We start from the raw sequence: 20752 nt of genomic DNA on the forward strand, positions 1-20752 counted from the left end.
AAGCATACAAAAATGCTTACTTTGTGAATGCCAACTCTCCACACAAACCTGGGGTGGTTGACGGAAATCGTCAAGAAATCATTGATACTTCAGAATTGTACTCTGGTATCTATGGTCGTGCTTCTATTACCTTCTATGCTTTCAATTCAAATGGTAATAAAGGTATTGCTTGCGGTTTGAATAACTTACAAAAATTGCGCGATGGTGAGCCGCTCGGAGGACGTACTCGTGCTGAGGATGATTTTGCGACTGAAGATGATGATGACTTTTTGAACTAGAAAGAGAGAATTAGATCGATGATGTATACTATTTTAACTTGTACTATTATGGGACTCTGGGTGCTTATCGGACTATACTTCGGGTACATGACCATTAGAGATGACATTCGAAATGAAATAGAACGAAAGGCAAAGCAAAATAAAGAAAAACTTAGCCAAACACCACTCAGTCGAAAAAACAAATAGAACTTTAGGTGGCAGTACTTCTGTCACCTTTTTAGGAAGGACAAACTATGCCGATAAAAGAACTCAGCATCGACATTGAAACCTATTGCGAAATTGACCTACGAAAATCTGGTGTCTATCGCTATGCGGAAGATGACAGTTTTGAACTCCTTTTGTTTGCAGTATCTGTCGATAATGGACCAGTAACTATTTACGACTTAACTAATGAGAAATTACCACAAGATATCCTTGAGGCCTTGGTAGACGATAGTGTCATTAAATGGGCTTTCAACGCTTCATTTGAGCGAATTTGCCTATCCAACTGGCTTAAGAAACATCATCCTGATTTGTTGTCAGATGGATTTCTCTCCCCAGTTTCATGGCGGTGTAGCATGATTTGGTCCGCCTATTTAGGGCTCCCACTTTCCTTAGAAGGGGTTGGAACAGTTCTCAAACTCAAAGACAAAAAGATGAGAGAGGGGGCTGACCTCATTCGCTACTTCTGCGTGCCTTGTAAGCCGACGAAAATTAACGGTGGACGGACACGTAACCTCGCTCATCACGCGCCTGACAAGTGGACTACATTTAACGATTACAACATACGAGATGTCGAAGTTGAATTGGCTATCAAAGAACGGCTGAAAAACTTCCCAGTTCCTGACTTTGTTTGGGATGAGTACCACCAGGATCAGATTATCAACGACCGTGGTATTGGCATAGATGTTGACTTTGTAAAAGCCGCTATAAAAATAGACGGCGATAGCAAAGCCAAAATTCAAACAGAGTTAAAAGCCTTAACAGGTCTTGAAAATCCCAACTCTGTTCTGCAGATGATTAGTTGGTTGCGAGAACATGAAGTAGCAACAGATTCTCTAGACAAAAAAGCTGTGAAAGAACTTCTCAAAACGGTTGATGAAACAACTGCTCAAGTTCTCAAACTTCGTCAGCAAGCCGCCAAATCAAGTGTGTCTAAATACCAAGCTATGATAAACTGTATATGTAAGGACGGTCGTGCAAGAGGAATGTTTCAATTTTTCGGGGCTAACCGTACTGGTCGTTGGGCTGGTCGCCTGGTACAACTTCAGAATTTACCACAGAACCATCTTCCTGACCTAAAGGAAGCTAGAGAACTTTTCAGAACAGGTGACTTAGAATCTACTGAGCTACTCTACGACACACAAGATACCCTATCTCAACTTATCCGAACAGCCTTTGTCCCTAGTAAAGGAAAGAAATTCATTGTTTGCGACTTTTCAGCTATCGAAGCTCGTGTACTCTCCCACTTAGCTGGAGAGAGATGGCGGAGTAAGGTATTTGAGGAAGGGAAAGACATTTACTGTATGTCTGCTTCTCAGATGTTTGGAGTACCAGTTGAAAAACATGGACAAAATTCTGAATTGAGACAAAAAGGGAAAATTGCAGAGCTTGCTTGCGGATATGGTGGTTCAGTCGGTGCATTGAAAGCCATGGGAGCACTTGATATGGGACTATCAGAGGAAGAACTCCAACCACTTGTTAACTCATGGCGACAAGCAAATCCGAATATCGTTCTCTATTGGTGGGATGTCGATAATGCTGTAAAGACTGCTGTAAAGGAACTACTTCCAACATCTACTCAAAATATTCAATTTGAAGTCAAAAGTGGTATATTGTTCATCACCCTTCCTTCTGGTCGCAAACTAGCGTATATTAAGCCAAGAATTGGCGAGAACCAGTTCGGAGGAGAATCTGTCACCTACGAAGGAACTGGAACTGCCAAACGTTGGGAGAGGCTAGAAAGTTATGGTCCAAAATTTGTGGAGAACATTGTCCAAGCTATCAGTAGAGACATTCTTGCTTACTCTTTGAAGCAACTGAAAGAGTTTAAAATTGTAGGCCATGTCCACGATGAAGTCATAATAGAATGTCCAATGGAACAAAAACTTGATGAAGTTGCATCGTTGATGGGGATAGCACCTGACTGGTTGTCTGATATTAATCTTAGGGCAGATGGATATGAATGCTTTTTCTATCAAAAAGACTAGCAAAAAATCGCCACCTCGTAATTGAGATGGCGATTCTGTTATTTATTAAATTTGTTGTAAAGCTCTAACCCTTCTTTCTGAGTATTTTTTACTTTCTTATAGCCAGCAGATTTCTGTACTCCTAGCTTTTCAAAGATTTCCTTATTTTCATAACCATCAAATAGCATTTCCAATATTTCTGGAGCTTGAAAATTCGATTCTGCAAGTTTTGCTTTCAGAAACTCAAACTGATCCATGAATAGATAAAGCTCAATGCCATCATCTATCATTGGTAAATCTTGTTTCTCTGTGAATGCTTCCCAAGATGAAATCTTAGGGGCATTTTTACTAGGTTTACGAAAATCTTTCAAATAATCATTAACTGAGTTATTGTACCACCAGACCATCTGTTCATAGTCCTCTTCTGCAACTGGAACAAATGCAGTTAGTATTGGAATACCCATAATACGACATTGACGAAACGTACCACGTAGCAAACCTGAATGGCGTGAACTCATGTAGTAATCCTGTACGAACATGGGAGCTAGTACTTCACCTTCAGTTGGATCTACCCCAGTTGATGAAGATTGAGCTTGGCAGTAGTTAAAAAATTTTTCATTAATTGGCATTGTAGGACTCCTTTTTCTTTGACATGCAAAGAAAAAGAGTATGACAACCCAACATTAAATTTTGTAAATGACTTCATATGCTTTTCCTTTGCGGTTTATACATAATTAGTCAACTTGCCATTTGAGATGACTGTATCCAAACTAACAATAATGGCTTAGTTACAGTTGTAACAATGCAGCTTAGATACCTCAAGTGCTATTGTTAATAGCTAAACATTCATGCTAAACAACATCGTCATGCCATTTCATAAATGTTTCTTGATATATATATTCTCTGTCATTTCACGCAATTTTAGTAGATATCAAAAATACCAATGATAAAATTTTTTTATCATTGGTATTTTGATTGTTATAAGTGATATAATAAATATTGTCATAGAGTTTTATTAAATTACCAATTACGGAGGACAAAATGAGTAGTGAAAAAAGTTACTTAGGAGAATTTACTTTTACAAATGAAGCTGTATCTTCTGAATTTGAATCACTAATAGATGAAGTGTCTGGATTAAAGACAGAACGCTTAGTAATAAAATCAATTAATCTTCCTTACATAGAAATGGGCTATAGTCCTGGTGAGGGGCTAAAAATAATTACTTGGAATAGACGAAAGAATAACCCACTTGGTGAGTTTCTAGGACTCGATTTAAATAACTTATCCGAATTAAAAAACTTTATTCACAAATATGGTTTCATCTATCCTATATCACAAGAAAAATATTGTCCGGTGGATATTGAAGAGCTACACTCGATTCAAGAACGCTTAAAAGCTTTTATTAATTTGATAAACAATCAAAACAAATCAAAAATAGAATACCGAGAATTATTTGACTCAACACTTTATCTCCTTTTAAGAAAATATTCTACAACATCTTATAAGAAGTCTAAGTTTTTACCTACAAACTCTGCTCTTCAAAATCAACTCGATGCAGCAGTCACTCCGCTAACAAAAGATCATAGTGCTGTAAAAACTGTATCGGTAGAAAGTCAAGCTCAATTAAGACTTTCAAGATATTCAGAATCATTGAATAAAATGGTTGAATTTGATTTGTTAGATGCTCAGCAAATCATGCAAGATGAAAATACACCTCACTGGTGTAAAAGAATTTTCAATTTATTTTACAGTCTTGATAACCTTGTTTTTACTGATGAATTAAATAAAAAAATTGATTTCTTATTCGGTTGCATATACCTACTGAATCCGTTCTATTCAGAACAAGTCAAAATAAAGGAGACTTTCTCAGCTGCAATTTATGAAGATATAGAAGCACTCCCTCACTTTACTGAATATCTTCTAGAAGTATCAAAAATAACTATTCGTGAGGAATTTGAGAGAATGCTTGATGACATACACTTTACATATAACACAGAGACTATGGCACCTGATTGGAAGTTACCCTCATTGATTAGTGCACTATACTTCTCGATCTATTATAAAAATTCTAAAAATGTCATTTATAGAGTATGTCAGAATGATTATTGTAAGCAGTATTTCGAGGTATCCAGTACCAATAGTACCAAACGACATTGTTCTGATAACTGTAGAGATAGTAAGAATGCTAGAATCATGCGACAAAGAAAAAAGCAAGAGAATAACTAACTCTCTTGCTTTTTTCGTAGACTTTCAAGTATTGTTTCAGATAAATTTGCTATCTCATTATTATTTGGTCTTACTACATTACTAATTAAATGCTTGACATCAACTAGAATTCCTTGAACTCTTTCATAAGGTTCAGTAGAATTCTTCCATTCAGCTACTGCTTCTCCGATCGAAAAGTATTTTGAATCAATATCATTGAACGGTTTACTTTTGGAATCATAAGGCATTAGAAAAGCATTATAAATTGACATTCCCTGTTTCCTTTCATCCTCAAACTTTGCATTCGTTCGTATATATTCACCGTATGAGATCTGCTTATTTATGGAAGTTGATTCAGGCAGATGATTTGGATTCAAGGTTACTCCATATTTATAATATTTTGCATCTAATACGTATATATCATTATTTTGTTTCATGACTGTATCCGGTTCAATAGCATTATTTGTCTTTTTACTACCAATATGTAGTAACCATTTTGTTCTGGGAAAATAGTATTCTTTATTTTCGTTTCCAAATGTAGCCTCAATTAGACGTTCCCAAATATATTCAAACTTGTTTGTCCCAAAGTAGAATTCCTCAGGTTCATCTTGCTGATTTGTAAAATTCAGAATATCAAGCATAGCTGAAAAGAGTTGCTTATCCCTGTCTTTTGTAGCTCGTTCTTTCATTCCATTTAGATATGATTTATATACTGACAATTCTTTAGTCATCTGTGGCTTATGAACATGTGGCATTCCATACAGCCATCCTATTTTTACATAGCTTTCAAAAACACAATACTTACTAATTTCTGTAATAAGCTGTTTATCCGTTTCATTATGCTGTCTAACAACATAGTGTGGAAAGACAAAGCCATTTTTTGTAACTATTGGTTCTATCTGATTTCTAGTCCTATTCCAAGAAATTGGACCAGAGGTTCCTAACCTAAATTCATTCTCAGACATTTTGTAATAGCCATTGTTTATGTAATCCGAAATCACTCGTATATAGGCCTGAGCTGGAAACCTTACCGTCTTTAATAATTGCTCAGGAGATATTGATGCAACCTGAGATTGCTCATCATTATAATCTTGAAGCACTGATAGGAGTTGAATAATTTCATTTCTGACTAACTCATCATCTTGAGAAATTTTATAACCTAATGGAAAATAGACCGTTAAACTATGCTTTTCATCTATTAGTTCAGATTTTATTCCAACAAAAGTATCACCCTCTCGGTTAGTAGCATTTTTACAATATTTATATAGTGGTTTTTCTAAATGAAACTCCTCATTTGTGCTACTCATTTTCAACTCCCTCAGTCTGTGTAACCGAAGCTTCTATTTCTTTTGAGTCCTCATTTGTTACAACTGAGGGCTTAAAAACAAGCGATTTCTTAATATCTTCTTTGAAAATATTAAATCTAGCATCTCCAGTTTGAGTAATGAACATTAATATTACATCCTCAAGACTTTTTAATGTTGAAGTGTCAAACAACTTATCTCGTGAGAATTTAAAAGCATCATCCCAAAGGTATTTTATTACTTTTTCCGAAAAACTACGTTCAACTTCATCTTTCCTTCTTAAGTCAGTTGGAGAAATAAAATATGCTCCAAGTCTCTTATCTTCCGAAGATAGCATATTTGTATTACTACTCAGTATTAATTCATTAATAATAGTATTAAATTTACCCCAAGTAACTGTGCTATCAGCTATGGATTCATCTCTATGCTCGGCACTATTTATATCATTGACAATCATTCTCATATTCCATCGTCTTTGAAATGCTGTATCTAGGGTGAAAACATTCTGATCCGAGGTATTCATTGTTGCTAAAAGTGTTAAGTTTGAGGGAATCCTTATTGGTCTATCTTCAGTTCCATAAATAACCTTTGCAACATCATAATTAACAACTGCGTATTTACTCTCACCATCTTCAGTTCTATCTAGTAATTGGAAAATTTCCCCAAATATTGCAGGTGCGTTCCCCCTATTTATTTCTTCAATTACTAAATAATACATATTGGATGGATTCTTATATGCTTGCTCCATTACCTTTGTAAATGGACCTGGTTTAAACTCATAAGAAATTGTATCATCTTCTTTTATAGATGGCAGAATTTGGCCAATGAAATCTGTATTCATATAATCAGGATGGAAAACCACACGAACCATATTTTCTTTGCCAAATTCCGTTTCTAATGTGTGACTTTTCCCAGAGCCAGGTACACCATAGAACAGGACATTTTCACCACCAGATATTCTGATTGATTCATCAATTTGAGTTTCATTATCCACTTCTTCAAATTCATTTGACAAAGTATTTATATAATAAAAATATTCTGTTGGGATATTCAGATATCGAGCAATAGTAGATAAGTAGAAATACGACTGCTCTAAAGAATCGGGAATTATTGCTAAATCTAATAGAACTTTCTTTTGTTCCTCATATTTTATCTGTGCTGGAAAAAAATCAGGATAGTAAATGTGCAATAATTTCTTAAACCATAGTCTCTCCATATAGACCTCTGATTTAGAATTTATAAACTCAATCAAACTAATAAATGATTCAAGTTTTTCAGATGAAATATTTTTTATAAATTCGTCAATATCTGATAAATGCTGAAGTAAATCTTTTGAATCTATATTTTTATGAGTATACGGATTTACTGTTCCAATACCTCCAAATATTCTATATTCCGGATTGCTTACCAAGTTATACAGAAGTGAATCATTGTCCTTACCACCGAAAATTTTTCTCTCCAACTCATCATCATTTAATTGCTGTAAATTATCTAAAGAAAATTTATCTTTAAAACTTTTTGCAGCAGTATCTAAACTCATTTTTAATTCATCAATTTCGAAATGTTTATCATTTAATTGAATAAGTTTTTGTAGAAACTCTACGGCATTCTGTACTTTATCATTTGTAGTTTGTAAAACTTCACGTTTTAATATTTCATCAAAATCAAGTGTAAGTAAAAACTTAAATTGATCTCCCTCCTTTTCAACCAGTATTTTGCTTATTTTAGGTAGTGCTAATTCTCTAGTATATTTTTCAAAAATCTCCTTCGTATTACCATATCCTCTTATGTATATTCGATGGCTATCTTTGAATGGTTCAATCAAAAAATCTATTCTTTCACCTTCTGACAATACTTCCTTCAGTTTTTTGTCATAATAGTCAGCATCTATATCTTTGTATTCGTTGCACTTTTGAGCTAAGTACTCTATCTTCATAAATTTTAGATAATCTAATAAATTTGTTTTTTCAAAGTAATATTTATTGGATGTTGAAAAATTATTAAAGAAAGAATCTAATTCATTTTCTTTTTGCATTGAACCGACAAAAAGCTTAGCTTCCCCTGCACCTTTGTCATTTACTAATTTTAGGTTTTTCTTTACAAAACTACTTGAAATGTTAATATCTAATTTTTGCATTCAAATGTCTCCTAGAACTTTAGTTTATTAAAAATTTCTTCACAAATTTTCATTAATACATCAACTACTATTGAGTTCCCTGATTGTTGGTAAGCACTTGTATCTGAAACAACAATTTTAAAGCTATCACAAAAACCCATTAAACGTAAACACTCTCTTGGAGTTAATTTTCTTAACCTACCTTCAGTTGTCACGTAATTATCAATCCCAGCTCTATGCATTTTATGCATAGATTGCAATAAAGGTCTAGCAATATCTAAATCAATTTCTGGTTTTGAATAGAAGCCCTTTGTACCAGTTGACAGTACATATTTTTTAACTTTTTCTGACAAAAAATATTTCTCTAAATCTTCCATTAATTTTTCTTGATTAGTATTTTCTTCAACAAAAACAAAATCGCCATGCCAATTAAATTGTTGATTTTTCTTTTGGCATAGTTGAATATCCCCGTCTATTTGAGTATATCTCTTATCCAAGTTCTTTTCAGAAGTAACAAATTCAACACCTTTTTTAGGTAGATAGTATTTCCCCGATACGTTATCAAGCAAATAATCTTTCATAGAACTTGTTAACTCAATAGGATCAGGAAATTTAAAATTAGTTATTCCTAAATCTTTTCTAAAACCAACAACAAATACTCTTTCACGATTTTGTGGGACACCATAGTCTTTTGCATTCAAAACTTGATATGACCAGTCATAACCTAAATCGTCAAATATTTTCGACATTGTTTTCCATGTTTCACCGTTATCATTTGATAACACGGCTCTAACATTCTCATAAATGAATACTTTCGGTTGAATTTCCCCGACTAATCTAGCATATTCATAAAATAAAGTCCCTCTTGTATCATCTAACCCTCGTTGTTTTCCAACCAAGCTGAATGATTGACAGGGACTCCCTCCCACAAACAAATCAATCTTATCTCTGAAATGAGTTCCATCTAAGAATGCAACATTCCAATGGAAATTACTAGGTTCAATATCATAGTTAGCAAGGTAAGATTGCATTACTTTGTTCTTCGATTCTTGACCTTCATACAGATTGTCAACAAATTCTTTTTGTTCTTTTAACGAACCCAAAGCAAAAACTTTCTCTCTCATTATTTCCAAGTTTTCTTTTTCATGAATCATCGATAGCTTTTCTGAGAGCATCTTGAGTTCTTTGAGTAGTTTTTTATAATGAGTATTGTTAACTATTTTTAATAGTTCTTTTTTCTCGGATTGTGATAATTCACTCCTATTAATATCAGATTCTAACTTTATACTTAATTTCATAAATTCTACTTTCTTAGATATTACATCAATAGAATCATGAATTTTCTTTTCAATTGACTCATAGGCAGATTTTTGATTTTTATTCATTTTCCCGGATTTTGAATAATTATCTAAAATCGATAGTAATTCTTCCTCATTTACTTCAGTCACCTTAACTTCATCATTTATTTTATTCAAGGACTCTCTGATTAAATCTAGCCCTTCAACGGGATTAGAAGTTTTTTTCAAATAAGTAATTTCATCAGTAATTTCATTGAAATTATCACCAACTTTTTTCGAGAAAATATCTACATCACCATTATCACAAGCAAACTCTATTTGGTAGTCAATTCCCATACGCTCTAAAGCATGTTCAATAGCACCGATTCCACTAAATACGGTTCCTAATTTTAACATTATTTATTCCTCCACACACTCGACAATTTCAGAAATATCACAATTCAAAACATTACATATCTTAACTAAAACATCTGTTGTAATATTCTCACCATTTTTCAACTTATAGAAAGTTGTCTTACTAATACCTGCCATTTCCATTAATTGCGAGTTATTAATTTCTAAATCAATCATTTTTTTGAATAATTTCTTATAAGTAAACCTAATCATTCAACTACCTCCATTTGATTAACAAGAAGTATTATACCACATTTTGGTACTTTAAGCTTTGCATTAGTCCTTTATTGCGAACTTTTTTCACTCTAGTATAGGACTTTAATTTTAGAACTCATAACCACTTAAACTTTACTTTTGTCACAGTATCCACAATGTTTCACAACAAAATGCTAATTCTCTACCCCTGCAATCTTCAACTCCATGACTTTAAAACTTGAAAAAAAATATTAATTTTGATATATTTGTTGCATAATAAAGCAACAAAGGTAGTGCATCATGTTTTCTGGAATTCGTCTTAAAGAAAAAAGAATTGAAAAAAATTTAAATCAGTCGGAAATTGCCAATATATTAGATATCAATAGAGCTTCTTATAGTAAGTGGGAATCTGGTAAATCTATCCCTAATCAGAAGAATCTCACCGCTTTATCAAAAATCCTAGATGTCCCAGTCACTTATTTTGAATCTGAATACAATATTGTCAATAACTATCTTCAGTTATCTCCTGATAATCAGATAAAGGCAGAAGACTTTGTAGAGGAGCTTCTTCTTTCCCAACAAACCTCTAAAGTAACTCCACTCTTCTCAGTCCAAGTGCTATCGGATATCCAACTCTCAGCTGGTCTCGGAGAAGGATTCTTTGACGAGTTTGAAACTGAAACAGTCTACTCAGATGAGGAACAATACGGTTACGACATTGCTGCTTGGATTGAGGGAGATTCTATGGAGCCTGTATATAAGAGTGGAGAAGTCGCACTTATCCGCTCCAACGGTTTCGACTATGATGGTGCGGTCTATGCATTATCATGGAAAGACTCTGTTTATATCAAAAAACTCTACCGTGATGAGGATGGATTTAGAATGGTATCCTTGAATAAGGACTATCCAGAGAAGTTCATCCCTTATGAGGATGAGCCAAGAATTGTTGGTCTAGTTGTGGGACACTTCATGCCTGTAGAGGGGGTATAATCATGAAGCTAAAGGATATTTTAGAACTTGGAACGTATGGTTTCAACCCTGATTGTAAAGTTGAAATATTCAATATGGACAACTTTGAAGAACGACTAGAAAATGAAGGATTCGATGAAATTCTTATTCCTCAAAATGAGGATTCTAAAATCTATCCTTACGCTTTTTTGATAGAAGATTCTATTTTAATTGCTATGACCGAGGAGGAGGACAATACCAATGAACGTTAAAGAAATGATTTACATCAAAGACGAACGTATTATCTTCACCCCTGACAAATTTGAATACGACATCACTGACTACATCGGAGAACTTATCGAAGAGCTAGAAAAACTTAAAAGGAGATAACACTATGGGCTATATCGACTATTCTATTGAACCTCAAAGTGACATAGCCTTCCTCGATATGAAGTCCTTCTACGCTTCGGTAGAATGTGTGGATAGAGGTTTGCATCCGCTCTACACATCACTGTGTGTCATGAGCCGTGCAGACAACTCGGAAGGATTGATTCTCGCTTCTTCTCCTATGTTTAAGAAAGTCTTCGGAAAAGCAAATGTAGGTCGTTCCTACGACTTGCCATTTGACATAGACACTCGAAAATTCAGCTATCAAAATGCATGGAAACAAGGATTTGAGGTAACACCAAAGTATAAATCGTTTATTGAACACTGGGCAAAGCGTACACTCATCGTTCCTCCTCGAATGGACAGATATATTGAGAAGAATCTAGAGATTCAGCATATCTTTCAAGACTATGCTGCTCCAGATGACATTCTCCCCTATTCAATTGATGAAGGTTTTATCGACCTTACTAGCTCACTTTCTTACTTTATTTCTGATAAGTCAATGTCAAGGAAAGATAAGTTAGATAATGTTTCCGCTATGATTCAGAGAGATATTTACCGTAAAACAGGTATTATCTCAACTGTAGGCATGAGCAATTCCAACCCCCTGCTAGCTAAACTAGCTCTAGATAATGAAGCTAAGAAAACTGCTACAATGAGGGCTAACTGGTCATACCAAGATGTAGAAACCAAAGTATGGTCCATACCAAAATTATCAGACTTTTGGGGGATTGGCAGTAAAACAGAGATTCATTTACAAAAACTTGGTATTCATTCAATCAAAGAACTGGCCAATTTCAATCCCGATATTCTCAAAAAAGGATTCGGTAAAGTCGGAGTTCAGCTTTGGTTTCACGCAAATGGAGTTGACGAGAGCAACGTCCATGACCCCTATAAACCAAAATCACGAGGATTGGGTAATTCTCAAGTACTTCCTAGAGATTACAGAACCCAAAGAGAAATTGAAATCGTATTAGCTGAAATGGCTGACCAAGTTGCTAACCGTCTTCGCTCGGCACATAAAAAAGCTACTGTCGTTTCTATTCATATTGGCTATTCTAGAACTGAGATGAAAAAATCAATTAATGCTCAGAAAAAAATTGACCCAGCAAATCTTCCAAAAACAATGGTTGGTCATGTACTTGAATTATTCCGAAAGAAATACACCTCTGGTGCAGTGAGGCAAATCGGTGTGTCTTATGGTGGCTTTGTAGATGAAAACTTTACTCTACTGTCACTTTTTGATGATGTAGAACAAATTGAAAAAGAAAATAGACTTCAGACAGCAATTGATGTTGTCAGAGAACAGTTTGGCTTTTTAGCTATTCAAAAAGGAACCGTCCTAACCGAAGGTTCCAGAAATATAGAACGCAGTAAACTTATCGGCGGTCATTCCGCTGGTGGATTGGAGGGATTAAAATGATTGATCGTTCATACTTGCCATTTCAGTCAGCAAGAGAGTACCAGGATACTAAGATGCAAAAATGGATGGGATTTTTCCTATCTGAGCATACATCAGCACTCACTGACGATGCAAACAAAGTAACGTACATGTCTGATTTATCACTAGAGAAGAAATTATTACTCCTAAGTCAGGTGTATGCTGGGCAACTTCACACGCGCATTTATGTCGTTGAAAAAAACATGCGAGTTTCCTACACTGGGACAATACCAAGTCTGACCAAAGATTTCATTTTGATAAAAACTACAACAGGTCACATCAATTTGAAATTGAAAGACATAATTAGTATTGAACTTGAAGAGGAGGTCTCCTATGAATCAGCTTGAATTTCAGCGTAATCACCTGCAAATGGACTATTACAGTGAGAGCTACCAAGATTTTGAACGTGACTTCTACCGCTACTCCAACATGAATATTCCATTGACCTTCCTGACTGATGATATCCTCAAAACAATGGCGACTTCTCATAAGAATTACTTTGTCCTAAATAAGGAAAAGGCTAGAGATAATCGTGATCATTTTTTCATTTTTGAGGTAAGTACCATAGATGAAAATCCACTAATCTACCGCTATTCATATAAGAAAACAACAACTTACTTAGCACAAAAATAGGAGTTCATAAATATGCTCCTATTTTCTTATAACATGAATTAAAGTTATTTTAAAGTACTCAGAAACTGCCCTTAGAATAGTTCTATCTATCCTTCCTCACAAGAACTAGCAGTAAGAGATAATACTCTATCTAAGCTCTCAATATTTTTACGACCAACAGTTCGTAACCATTCACGTGCAGCTTCTTCTCCTTGTTCAATATAGACTGGCACAACACCTGCCCATGTTGCACGACCACAGAGAACACCGTTAAATTTAGCACCTGCTTCATGAGCAAACACTAGAGTATCTTGGAAGAGTTTAGCTGAAACACCTGCACTTAGATAAATATAAGGTAAATGAGTTGATGCTTCTTGTTGACGGAAATATTCGGCTGCTTCTTCTTTTGTATAAACGACTTCCCCTGTTCCAAATCCTTCTACAAAATTCATGTTCACAGGTACTTCTACCTTGAGAACATCTACTCCAAAACGTTCGTCCGAAAAGACTTTCATGGCTTCATTTACTTTTCTAGGTTTAACTTTAGCAAACTCAACACTAGCATTGTCTTCAATTGTTTCATCATAGCTCAAAATCTCCAAGAAGAATGGCAAACCTTCTGCCTGACATTCTGAACCTAAGCGTTCAATATAAGCATGTTTTTGAAGATTAACGTATGGATCACCGTCAACGTCATAGTAGAGTAGAAACTTAATGGCATCTGCCCCCTCTTCTTTTAGTCGTTTTACAGACCATTCTACTAGGCAATCTGGCAAACGACTGGTAGAGCTGGTGTCATAGCCAGTTTTTTCATAGGCCAAAAGTAAACCACATTGTTCATCGCGGGTGCGTGAAGCTGGTAAGCCAAATTCAGGATCTAAAAGAATAGAAGAAGAAAACTGTGTTAGTTCTTCAGAAACTAGCGTTTTTAGCTCTTCCATCTGCTCCACAGTAGGTTCTTCTGCCTGATGTTTTGCCATCATTTTTTTCAAAGCACCACGTTGGTCAAAAGCAAGAGCTGATATAATACCATTCTTTGTCATTAACTTAGATAGATTTTTTACCATTTTTATTCCTTTCTAAATAAAGAAATCTCCTGACATCTACTCTATACGTCAGGAGATAAAGATGATTACACTAAGTGTTTCTCCAATAGCTCAACAATTTCCTCTACACAATTAGCATTTGTAAAAGATGTTTTGAACTCAGTCTTCATGAGTAAACGAGCAATTTTTGATAAAAATTTTAAGTGAGTGGTACCTGCTTCCGTTTCCGGAATAAATAGTGCAATAACTGAAGTGATAGGTTGACCATCCATTGACTGCCATTCAACACCATTAGCTAATTTCAAAACAGCTACGCCAGGTTTTGTGATTGCAGAAGATTTAGCATGTGGAATGGCAAAACCATCCATCATTCCGGTAGTACCTTCATCTTCCCTTGCAAGAAGTGCTTCTTTAACTAAGGCAATGTCTGTTGCATATCCATGTTCAAAAACCAGTTGTGATAAACAATCAAACACACTCTCCTTTGATGAAGCAGACACATCAACTAGTACTAATTTCTTATCTATCATTAATGTACCTCTTATACCTTTTCAATTTTAGTTTTTTGAATAAATCCTAGAAGTAATCCTGAAATAATAGCTCCAATTGCAATTGCTAACACCCAAAGTCCAGCATTTGTTACTACAGGAAGGACTAAGAATCCACCGTGTGGAGCAGGGACTTTTACACCCCAAAGATAAGTTAACACTGCACCAATTGATGACCCAAGCATCAATGTTGGTAGATTACGGAGTGGATCTTTTGCAGCGAATGGGATAGCACCTTCAGTAATATGTGTAGAACCTAAGATTAAATTTGCAAGACCTGCATTGCAATCTTCATCAGAGTAATATTTACGGAATACTGTTGTAGCAACAAAAGTTGTCAATGGTGGGACAATACATGCTGCAGAAACACCTGCCATAAAGCTAGTATTTCCTTGTGCTAAAAGGGCTGTACCTGTTACATACGCTGCTTTATTTACTGGACCACCCATATCAAAAGCAGACATGCAACCAATAATAATTCCAAGAATTATAGGATTGGCATTTTCAAATCCTGCGAGCCAAGCCATCATAGATTCATTTACCCATGTCATTGGAGAGTTCACTGCCACCATAAATAATCCAGTAACAAATACACCGAACAATGGATATAGGAAAATAGCTTTCAAACCATCTAGTGATTTTGGCAATCCCTTAAATAGTTTCATTAGAGCCAAAACAATATAGCCAGCAGCGAAACCACCAACGATACCACCTAAGAATCCTGAACCTCCATTTGCGGCCATCAAACCAGCGACAAGACCTGATACAAATCCAGGACGCTTAGCAATAGATTCGGCAATATAAGCTGATAAAACAGGAACCATCATACCCATTGCTACACCACCAATGTCATTTTTCAACATAGCAGCAAAAGGATTATATTGTTCACTATTTGGGTCAAATGAAAAAATACCAAATAGGAATGAAATGGCAATCAAAACTCCTCCTGCAACTACAAATGGAAGCATGTGAGATACACCGTTCATTAGATGTTTATAGATTTGACGTCCAAAACTCTCATTTCCTGCTGATGAAGATTCTTGCTTAATAGCTTCACCTGCTTTTACAACACCTTTACCAGATAGAGCATCATCAATCAATTTAGAAGCATTTTTAATACCTTCCCCAACTGAAGTCTCAATGACACGTTTCCCTGCAAAGCGTTCTGCGTTTACATCCTTGTCAGCTGCAATAATAACCGCATCGGCTGCAGCAATTTCTTCAGCTGTCAACTCGTTCTCAATACCAATTTGACCATGAGTTTCTACTTTGATAGAAACGTTACGCTCTTTAGCCGCTTGCTCAAGTGCTTCTTGAGCCATGAATGTATGTGCAATACCAGTTGGACAACCAGTAGCTGCAATCAATTTATAAGTAGCCATCTACTTTACCTCCATTTTTTTTAGTAATATTTGTTTACTTAATTCATCGACATCTGAAAAATCCGTTAGTCCACTTCTAAATGCCGTCGAAGAGCCTGCAGCAACTGCTTTGATTAAGGACTTCTCAGTTGATAGACCCAATATTTTTGATCCTAAAAAAGTACCAAGAGTAGTATCCCCCGCACAAGCAGTATTTACCACTTCTCCTTTCGGAGCGTTGCAAGTAAATATTTCTCCACTATCCGTAAACATTACTGCTCCCTTACTACCTAAAGAAATCAGTACATTTCTTGCACCTAAGTCTTGAAGCGATTTCCCATATTCTAAAATGTCATCTTCTGATATATCTTGCACTTCGAACCATTGTGCAATTTCTTCATCATTTGGCTTAATCAGATATGGCTTATACTTTAGGCAAGTGAGAATAACTGGATCACTAATATCTAAAATTAAAGATACGTTATTTTCATTTGTTATCTCAGCTATCTTAACTAAATAACTGGAATCAATTCCTCTAGGAAGACTTCCTGAAATAACTAAATAATCATTTAAACCGAGCAATCGAATTTTTTCTAATAGAGCATCTTGAGCAGAAGGAGAAACTTCTGGGCCTTTATTTACCAATTTATATTCCTCTGATGTTTCTAGAACCTGTGTGAACACATTAATTCTAGTTATTCCTTCAACGTCAATAAACTCTTCGGTAATCCCTTTAGCAACTAACTCATCCTTGATGAACTGTCCCGTAAAACCTGCACTAAACCCAAAAGCTGTATTTGGAATATCTAGCATCTTTAGAATTAACGAGACATTAACACCTTTTCCGTTTGGTTGCAGTTCATCGTATAAAGTTCGATTAACGATGTTATTTTTTAGCTGGTTTGTTTTGATAAACATATCAATAGCCGGATTCATTGTTAAAGTATAGATACCCACACCTTATTCTCCTTTCATTCTTTTTTTGTTATAATAATAATAACATTTTTAAAATGTAAGTGTTTTCTAATATTCTAATGATTTTGTAACAATTTACTCTACAGGACATCCCAAAATTCAATAAAGGTAAACTGAAAATCATATAAATTAATGAGCATAAATTATCAGTATTAAGAAAACAACTTCATCTAATTTTTTGTGTTGCAGTTTCTTTAATGATGATTAGATGAAAAATGCTCTTCCCTCTTTGAGATAAAAAATTCATAAAGCATAAGGAATAATAATGGCGATTAATAAACATTTGACTGAAACTGAAAAACACACTTGGACACATCTTAATAATAAATTTAAAGAGATCTCTACTCTTAGCATTTCGGAAGCTAGTGAATTATTAAATGTTTCAACTGCTACTATTACTAGAACACTACAAAAAAAAGGTTATACTGGATTTTCTGATTTTAAGCACGATGTAAGAAACAGAAAACAGGATAGCTTATCCATCCTCAAAGATAAAAAAATTACCGACGAAATCAAAGTTTCCGTATTAAAGAGTTATCAAGAAGTTACAAAAACTCTTAATGAACTTGACCTAGAAACATTAGAAATGGCAATCTCAAAACTACAAAGTGCAAAGAAAATTACTATTTTTGCCAGAGGATTTTCTGAATTACTTGCTACTGAGATGCAAACAAAATTTCTCTTACTAGGGTATTATACAGAACTTCATACAGACCCAAACATTATCCGTACTGTAAGTGCCAGATTGGATGCAAATGATTGTGTGGTATTTGTATCCTTAAATGGAGAAACGATTGAATTACAAGATGCTGCAAAAATTTGTCAAAAGAACGATACCACAACTATACTCCTGAGTGCTAACCCCTCAGGTAGCCTATCAAATTATACTCAGATAAAGCTTTTTGGATTTAAAACAGAGTTAACATACTTCCCAGATGTAGAAGTACATTCACGCCTTCCACTTTACATTATTGGGCGTTTACTATTAGATACTTTAGCTGCAAATCAAAAATAGACCTCTACTATTACAATACAAAACATCATAAACAATTATCAAATTTTTTAACCCCCTTGTGTATATGGACTTAAAGAATATGAAAATGGTAGGAATACAATAGTTGTACTCCCACCAATAAATTTTATCTTCGTTCCTTAATATTTATTGTCGTTTTTACGAAAGTCAGATAGTTCCTCAAAATCCTTCAATTCAAAAATAAATGCCTTATCTTCAGGAATGTGAATCCCCTCTACCCTATAACGCTTATCAGATTTCCATTCACTCATGATTGTTAAGAGTGTTTCTTTTAAATTTTTATGACCTACCTGAACAATACCTTTTTGCTCCCCAACAGGTTTTGAAAAAGAAAATGCTCCCCTAGTTTTTGCACGACAAACTTGTATACCCATTACCTTTGTATCCTTATTAAAGGCAACCAATACATGTGCTGGATATTCTAAAGCTTGGACAATTCCTTTACTAAAAGTAACAAAGTTCTTGTTCACCGTCATACTATAATCTGATGAGTAACGTTCAACATTAACAACTTCAAGATTAAAATCTTTAAAACGCATAATTTACCTCTTTCTTATTTAAAAACTTCGTGAATGTCTTCCGACTTCCAACTAGGATCAAGTACAACAAAATCCCTCAACTTACCAGATTTTAGTTTCTTGATATAGAGTTTAGGTACAAATATCTCAGAAGTAGATTTCGATTTTCTTCTAGGTTGCTTGAGTAATTCTTGTACTAAATCCCATCTTGATTCTGGTATGATAGAGGGAATTCCATTTTTTAATCGATATTTTGGCTTTTCACCATTATTTTTCCGAGTTTTATGACTAAAACAATCAACAGTAAATGTCTTCTGCATGATGATTTCGCCTTTATATTTCTCGTTCCTGAGAATATTATAGACAGCTAAACTTGTCCAACGCTCCAAACCAGTAACTGTTGGTATATGATTGGTCATTAAAGTTGAAGCAATCTCACTTGCAGTCATACCTTCAATGTACGAATCATATATTAGGCGAACAATTTTTGCTTCTGTCTCATCTATCACTACTCGACCATACTGGTCTTTCGTATACCCCAGAAGGTTATGGGTAGGAATCATTGGTATCCCTCTTTTAAAGCGTTCAATTACAGACCATGTAATTGAAGCACTTTTTTGCTCACTCTCACCTTGAGCTACTATGGCCATAATACCAAGAATGAATTCACTATTCGTATCAAGTGTATTCAAATTTATATCTTCGATGTATATTCCAACAGGTGGGGACAGCGCCTTCAACTCTCGGTAAATGCTAATAAAATCTAGCTGATTGCGAGCAAACCTACTTACACTTTTAACGATTATCAAGTCAATCTTACCACTTCTACAATCATGAAGCATCTGTTGGAATTGTTCGCGTCGTTTGATTGATGTTCCTGAAGCTCCCTGGTCAGCATAGATTCCAGCCATTATCCAATCAGGGTTACTATTGATTCTTTCAGTATAGGTTTGTTTTTGAAGTTCAAAACTACCTGACTGAGATTCGTCAAAAGTACTTACTCGACAATAGGCAGCAACACGCAACTTCTTAGTCTTAACATCAGTGAACTCTCGCTTTGCAGGAATAATTTCAACAGTTCTCTCAGATACAAATGCATCTCGAATTTTCTTCTGTTGATGAGTAGTTTTAGAATTCCGTCTTACCATTGGTTTTACCTCCTTTCTAGAAATCTACATAATAATTATATATATATTAACTACATTTTTCTAAATTAGAAGATAAAAAATGACCTAACTAAAAATTAGGCCATTAATACTTGTAAATAAATTTTTAATTTTATGCCAAACTGGTACTACAGAATGATTCCGCCCATCTAGAATCTATGTAATATGTATTCGTTTCTAGGTCTTGAACATCTGTAAGGTAGTACTCATATTGTTCTTGAGAAAAGTCGAGAGATGCTACTGCAATCTGGTTATCAATAAACATAAACTGATAGCTTCCCTGTCCAACCTTGGTAAAAACCATATGCTCATAGTTAAACTGAATATCACCATCCTCTAGAGGACTATTCATAAACTTCATAAGCTCAATTGCTCTATCATCATACCCTGCTGAAACAATCTGTACCTTCTCAACAAAAGACTCTATATCCGAAACTACTCGAATTCTATATTCACTGAGATCAACACCCTCAGAAATCAAAGAGTATATTTGCATAGAAAGAACATCAACATTACCGTCTGCACAATATTGAATAATTGTTTTTTGTTCTTCATCTACTACGACTGTTGGGTAATCAATTAGCACCATATGGTTACAGTTATGGCAGGTAAACTTAAAGAAATCCCAGTCCAAAATAGCAGAAATAATGTCGGGGGTCTTCACCGCATAAACCCTATCAAATCGTTCAAATATACTTTGTTTTCCACAATTAGTGCAGTTTGTTTTTGTTAAAAATATAGTTGTCATTCTACTTTTCCT

The 20752-nt window shown here is 34.8% G+C and carries 22 protein-coding genes; 10 read left to right on the forward strand and 12 right to left on the reverse strand.

Translation table 11 applies throughout. The features are described 5' to 3' along the window. Together RFK25_RS03565 and RFK25_RS03570 are read left to right on the forward strand one after the other, a co-directional pair. The coding region (locus RFK25_RS03565) for an ssDNA-binding protein (protein WP_332411552.1) at positions 1-278 on the forward strand (278 nt) is incomplete at its 5' end. A 233-nt stretch (positions 279-511) separates the two neighbouring features. Next, complete coding sequence (locus RFK25_RS03570; protein WP_332411554.1) at positions 512-2467, forward strand: DNA polymerase; 1956 nt, start codon at positions 512-514, stop codon at positions 2465-2467. Positions 2468-2505: 38 nt separating this feature from the next. Here RFK25_RS03570 and RFK25_RS03575 read toward each other — a convergent pair whose 3' ends face one another. Next, on the reverse strand, positions 2506-3075 hold the full coding sequence (locus RFK25_RS03575) for a hypothetical protein (RefSeq protein WP_332411555.1): 570 nt from the start codon (positions 3073-3075) through the stop codon (positions 2506-2508). Positions 3076-3487: 412 nt separating this feature from the next. On the opposite strand from RFK25_RS03575, the gene RFK25_RS03580 reads away from it, so the two are divergent. Further along, a complete protein-coding gene (locus RFK25_RS03580) occupies positions 3488-4672 on the forward strand; it encodes a hypothetical protein (protein WP_332411556.1) in 1185 nt (394 codons plus the stop codon). Here RFK25_RS03580 and RFK25_RS03585 read toward each other — a convergent pair. From RFK25_RS03585 to RFK25_RS03600, 4 genes are read right to left on the reverse strand one after another with little or no spacing between them, the layout of a single operon-like run. Further along, on the reverse strand, positions 4669-5958 hold the full coding sequence (locus RFK25_RS03585) for an LlaJI family restriction endonuclease (protein ID WP_172092545.1): 1290 nt from the start codon (positions 5956-5958) through the stop codon (positions 4669-4671). The genes RFK25_RS03580 and RFK25_RS03585 overlap by 4 nt on opposite strands. Continuing rightward, positions 5951-8092: an AAA family ATPase gene (locus RFK25_RS03590; protein WP_172092544.1), complete on the reverse strand. Its 2142-nt coding sequence runs from the start codon at positions 8090-8092 to the stop codon at positions 5951-5953. Before RFK25_RS03590 ends, RFK25_RS03585 begins: the two co-directional genes overlap by 8 nt. Before the next feature lie 11 nt (positions 8093-8103). Next, entirely contained in the window at positions 8104-9765 is a 1662-nt protein-coding gene (locus RFK25_RS03595) for a DNA cytosine methyltransferase (RefSeq protein ID WP_239027101.1), read from the reverse strand. 3 nt (positions 9766-9768) lie between these two features. Next, the gene (locus tag RFK25_RS03600) at positions 9769-9975 is read right to left on the reverse strand and encodes a helix-turn-helix domain-containing protein (RefSeq protein ID WP_125071142.1); all 207 of its coding nucleotides are present in this window, start codon (positions 9973-9975) and stop codon (positions 9769-9771) included. Between the two features lie 282 nt (positions 9976-10257). Here RFK25_RS03600 and RFK25_RS03605 point away from each other — a divergent pair, with 282 nt between their 5' ends. The 6 genes from RFK25_RS03605 to RFK25_RS03630 are packed head-to-tail and all read left to right on the forward strand — an operon-like array spanning position 10258 to position 13366. Then, complete coding sequence (locus tag RFK25_RS03605; RefSeq protein ID WP_332411562.1) at positions 10258-10947, forward strand: LexA family transcriptional regulator; 690 nt, start codon at positions 10258-10260, stop codon at positions 10945-10947. Positions 10948-10949: 2 nt separating this feature from the next. Then, complete coding sequence (locus tag RFK25_RS03610; RefSeq protein ID WP_332411563.1) at positions 10950-11177, forward strand: hypothetical protein; 228 nt, start codon at positions 10950-10952, stop codon at positions 11175-11177. Then, complete coding sequence (locus tag RFK25_RS03615; protein ID WP_014636309.1) at positions 11167-11295, forward strand: hypothetical protein; 129 nt, start codon at positions 11167-11169, stop codon at positions 11293-11295. The genes RFK25_RS03610 and RFK25_RS03615 overlap by 11 nt, the downstream gene beginning before the upstream one ends. Before the next feature lie 4 nt (positions 11296-11299). Then, positions 11300-12715: a Y-family DNA polymerase gene (locus tag RFK25_RS03620; protein ID WP_332411565.1), complete on the forward strand. Its 1416-nt coding sequence runs from the start codon at positions 11300-11302 to the stop codon at positions 12713-12715. Then, complete coding sequence (locus tag RFK25_RS03625; protein ID WP_172059687.1) at positions 12712-13080, forward strand: hypothetical protein; 369 nt, start codon at positions 12712-12714, stop codon at positions 13078-13080. The genes RFK25_RS03620 and RFK25_RS03625 overlap by 4 nt, the downstream gene beginning before the upstream one ends. Further along, positions 13067-13366, forward strand: a complete 300-nt coding sequence (locus RFK25_RS03630) for a DUF5960 family protein (RefSeq protein WP_044688798.1) — start codon at positions 13067-13069, stop codon at positions 13364-13366. The genes RFK25_RS03625 and RFK25_RS03630 overlap by 14 nt, the downstream gene beginning before the upstream one ends. Before the next feature lie 86 nt (positions 13367-13452). Here RFK25_RS03630 and lacD read toward each other — a convergent pair whose 3' ends face one another. The 4 genes from lacD to pfkB form a co-directional block, all read right to left on the reverse strand. Continuing rightward, the gene (lacD, locus tag RFK25_RS03635) at positions 13453-14412 is read right to left on the reverse strand and encodes a tagatose-bisphosphate aldolase (RefSeq protein ID WP_044688799.1); all 960 of its coding nucleotides are present in this window, start codon (positions 14410-14412) and stop codon (positions 13453-13455) included. Positions 14413-14477: 65 nt separating this feature from the next. Beyond that, the gene (locus tag RFK25_RS03640) at positions 14478-14921 is read right to left on the reverse strand and encodes a fructose PTS transporter subunit IIA (RefSeq protein ID WP_044688801.1); all 444 of its coding nucleotides are present in this window, start codon (positions 14919-14921) and stop codon (positions 14478-14480) included. A gap of 11 nt (positions 14922-14932) precedes the next feature. Further along, positions 14933-16321 carry a PTS fructose transporter subunit IIC gene (locus RFK25_RS03645; RefSeq protein WP_044688802.1) on the reverse strand — a complete coding sequence of 463 codons (1389 nt, stop codon included), beginning with the start codon at positions 16319-16321 and terminating at the stop codon, positions 14933-14935. Continuing rightward, on the reverse strand, positions 16322-17257 hold the full coding sequence (gene pfkB / locus RFK25_RS03650) for a 1-phosphofructokinase (RefSeq protein WP_222367697.1): 936 nt from the start codon (positions 17255-17257) through the stop codon (positions 16322-16324). A 283-nt stretch (positions 17258-17540) separates the two neighbouring features. On the opposite strand from pfkB, the gene RFK25_RS03655 reads away from it, so the two are divergent. Next, a complete protein-coding gene (locus RFK25_RS03655; RefSeq protein ID WP_044688804.1) occupies positions 17541-18290 on the forward strand; it encodes a MurR/RpiR family transcriptional regulator in 750 nt (249 codons plus the stop codon). A 137-nt stretch (positions 18291-18427) separates the two neighbouring features. Here RFK25_RS03655 and RFK25_RS03660 read toward each other — a convergent pair whose 3' ends face one another. The 3 genes from RFK25_RS03660 to RFK25_RS03670 all read right to left on the reverse strand — a co-directional run bounded on the left by RFK25_RS03660 (position 18428) and on the right by RFK25_RS03670 (position 20740). Further along, on the reverse strand, positions 18428-18847 hold the full coding sequence (locus RFK25_RS03660; protein WP_172015131.1) for a hypothetical protein: 420 nt from the start codon (positions 18845-18847) through the stop codon (positions 18428-18430). A gap of 14 nt (positions 18848-18861) precedes the next feature. Next, positions 18862-19974, reverse strand: a complete 1113-nt coding sequence (locus tag RFK25_RS03665; RefSeq protein WP_222367702.1) for a recombinase family protein — start codon at positions 19972-19974, stop codon at positions 18862-18864. A gap of 130 nt (positions 19975-20104) precedes the next feature. After that, positions 20105-20740, reverse strand: a complete 636-nt coding sequence (locus RFK25_RS03670) for a CpXC domain-containing protein (RefSeq protein ID WP_332411569.1) — start codon at positions 20738-20740, stop codon at positions 20105-20107. Between the last annotated feature and the right edge of the window lie 12 nt (positions 20741-20752).

Source organism: Streptococcus sp. SS-4456 (assembly GCF_036680365.1).
GTDB lineage: Bacteria > Bacillota > Bacilli > Lactobacillales > Streptococcaceae > Streptococcus.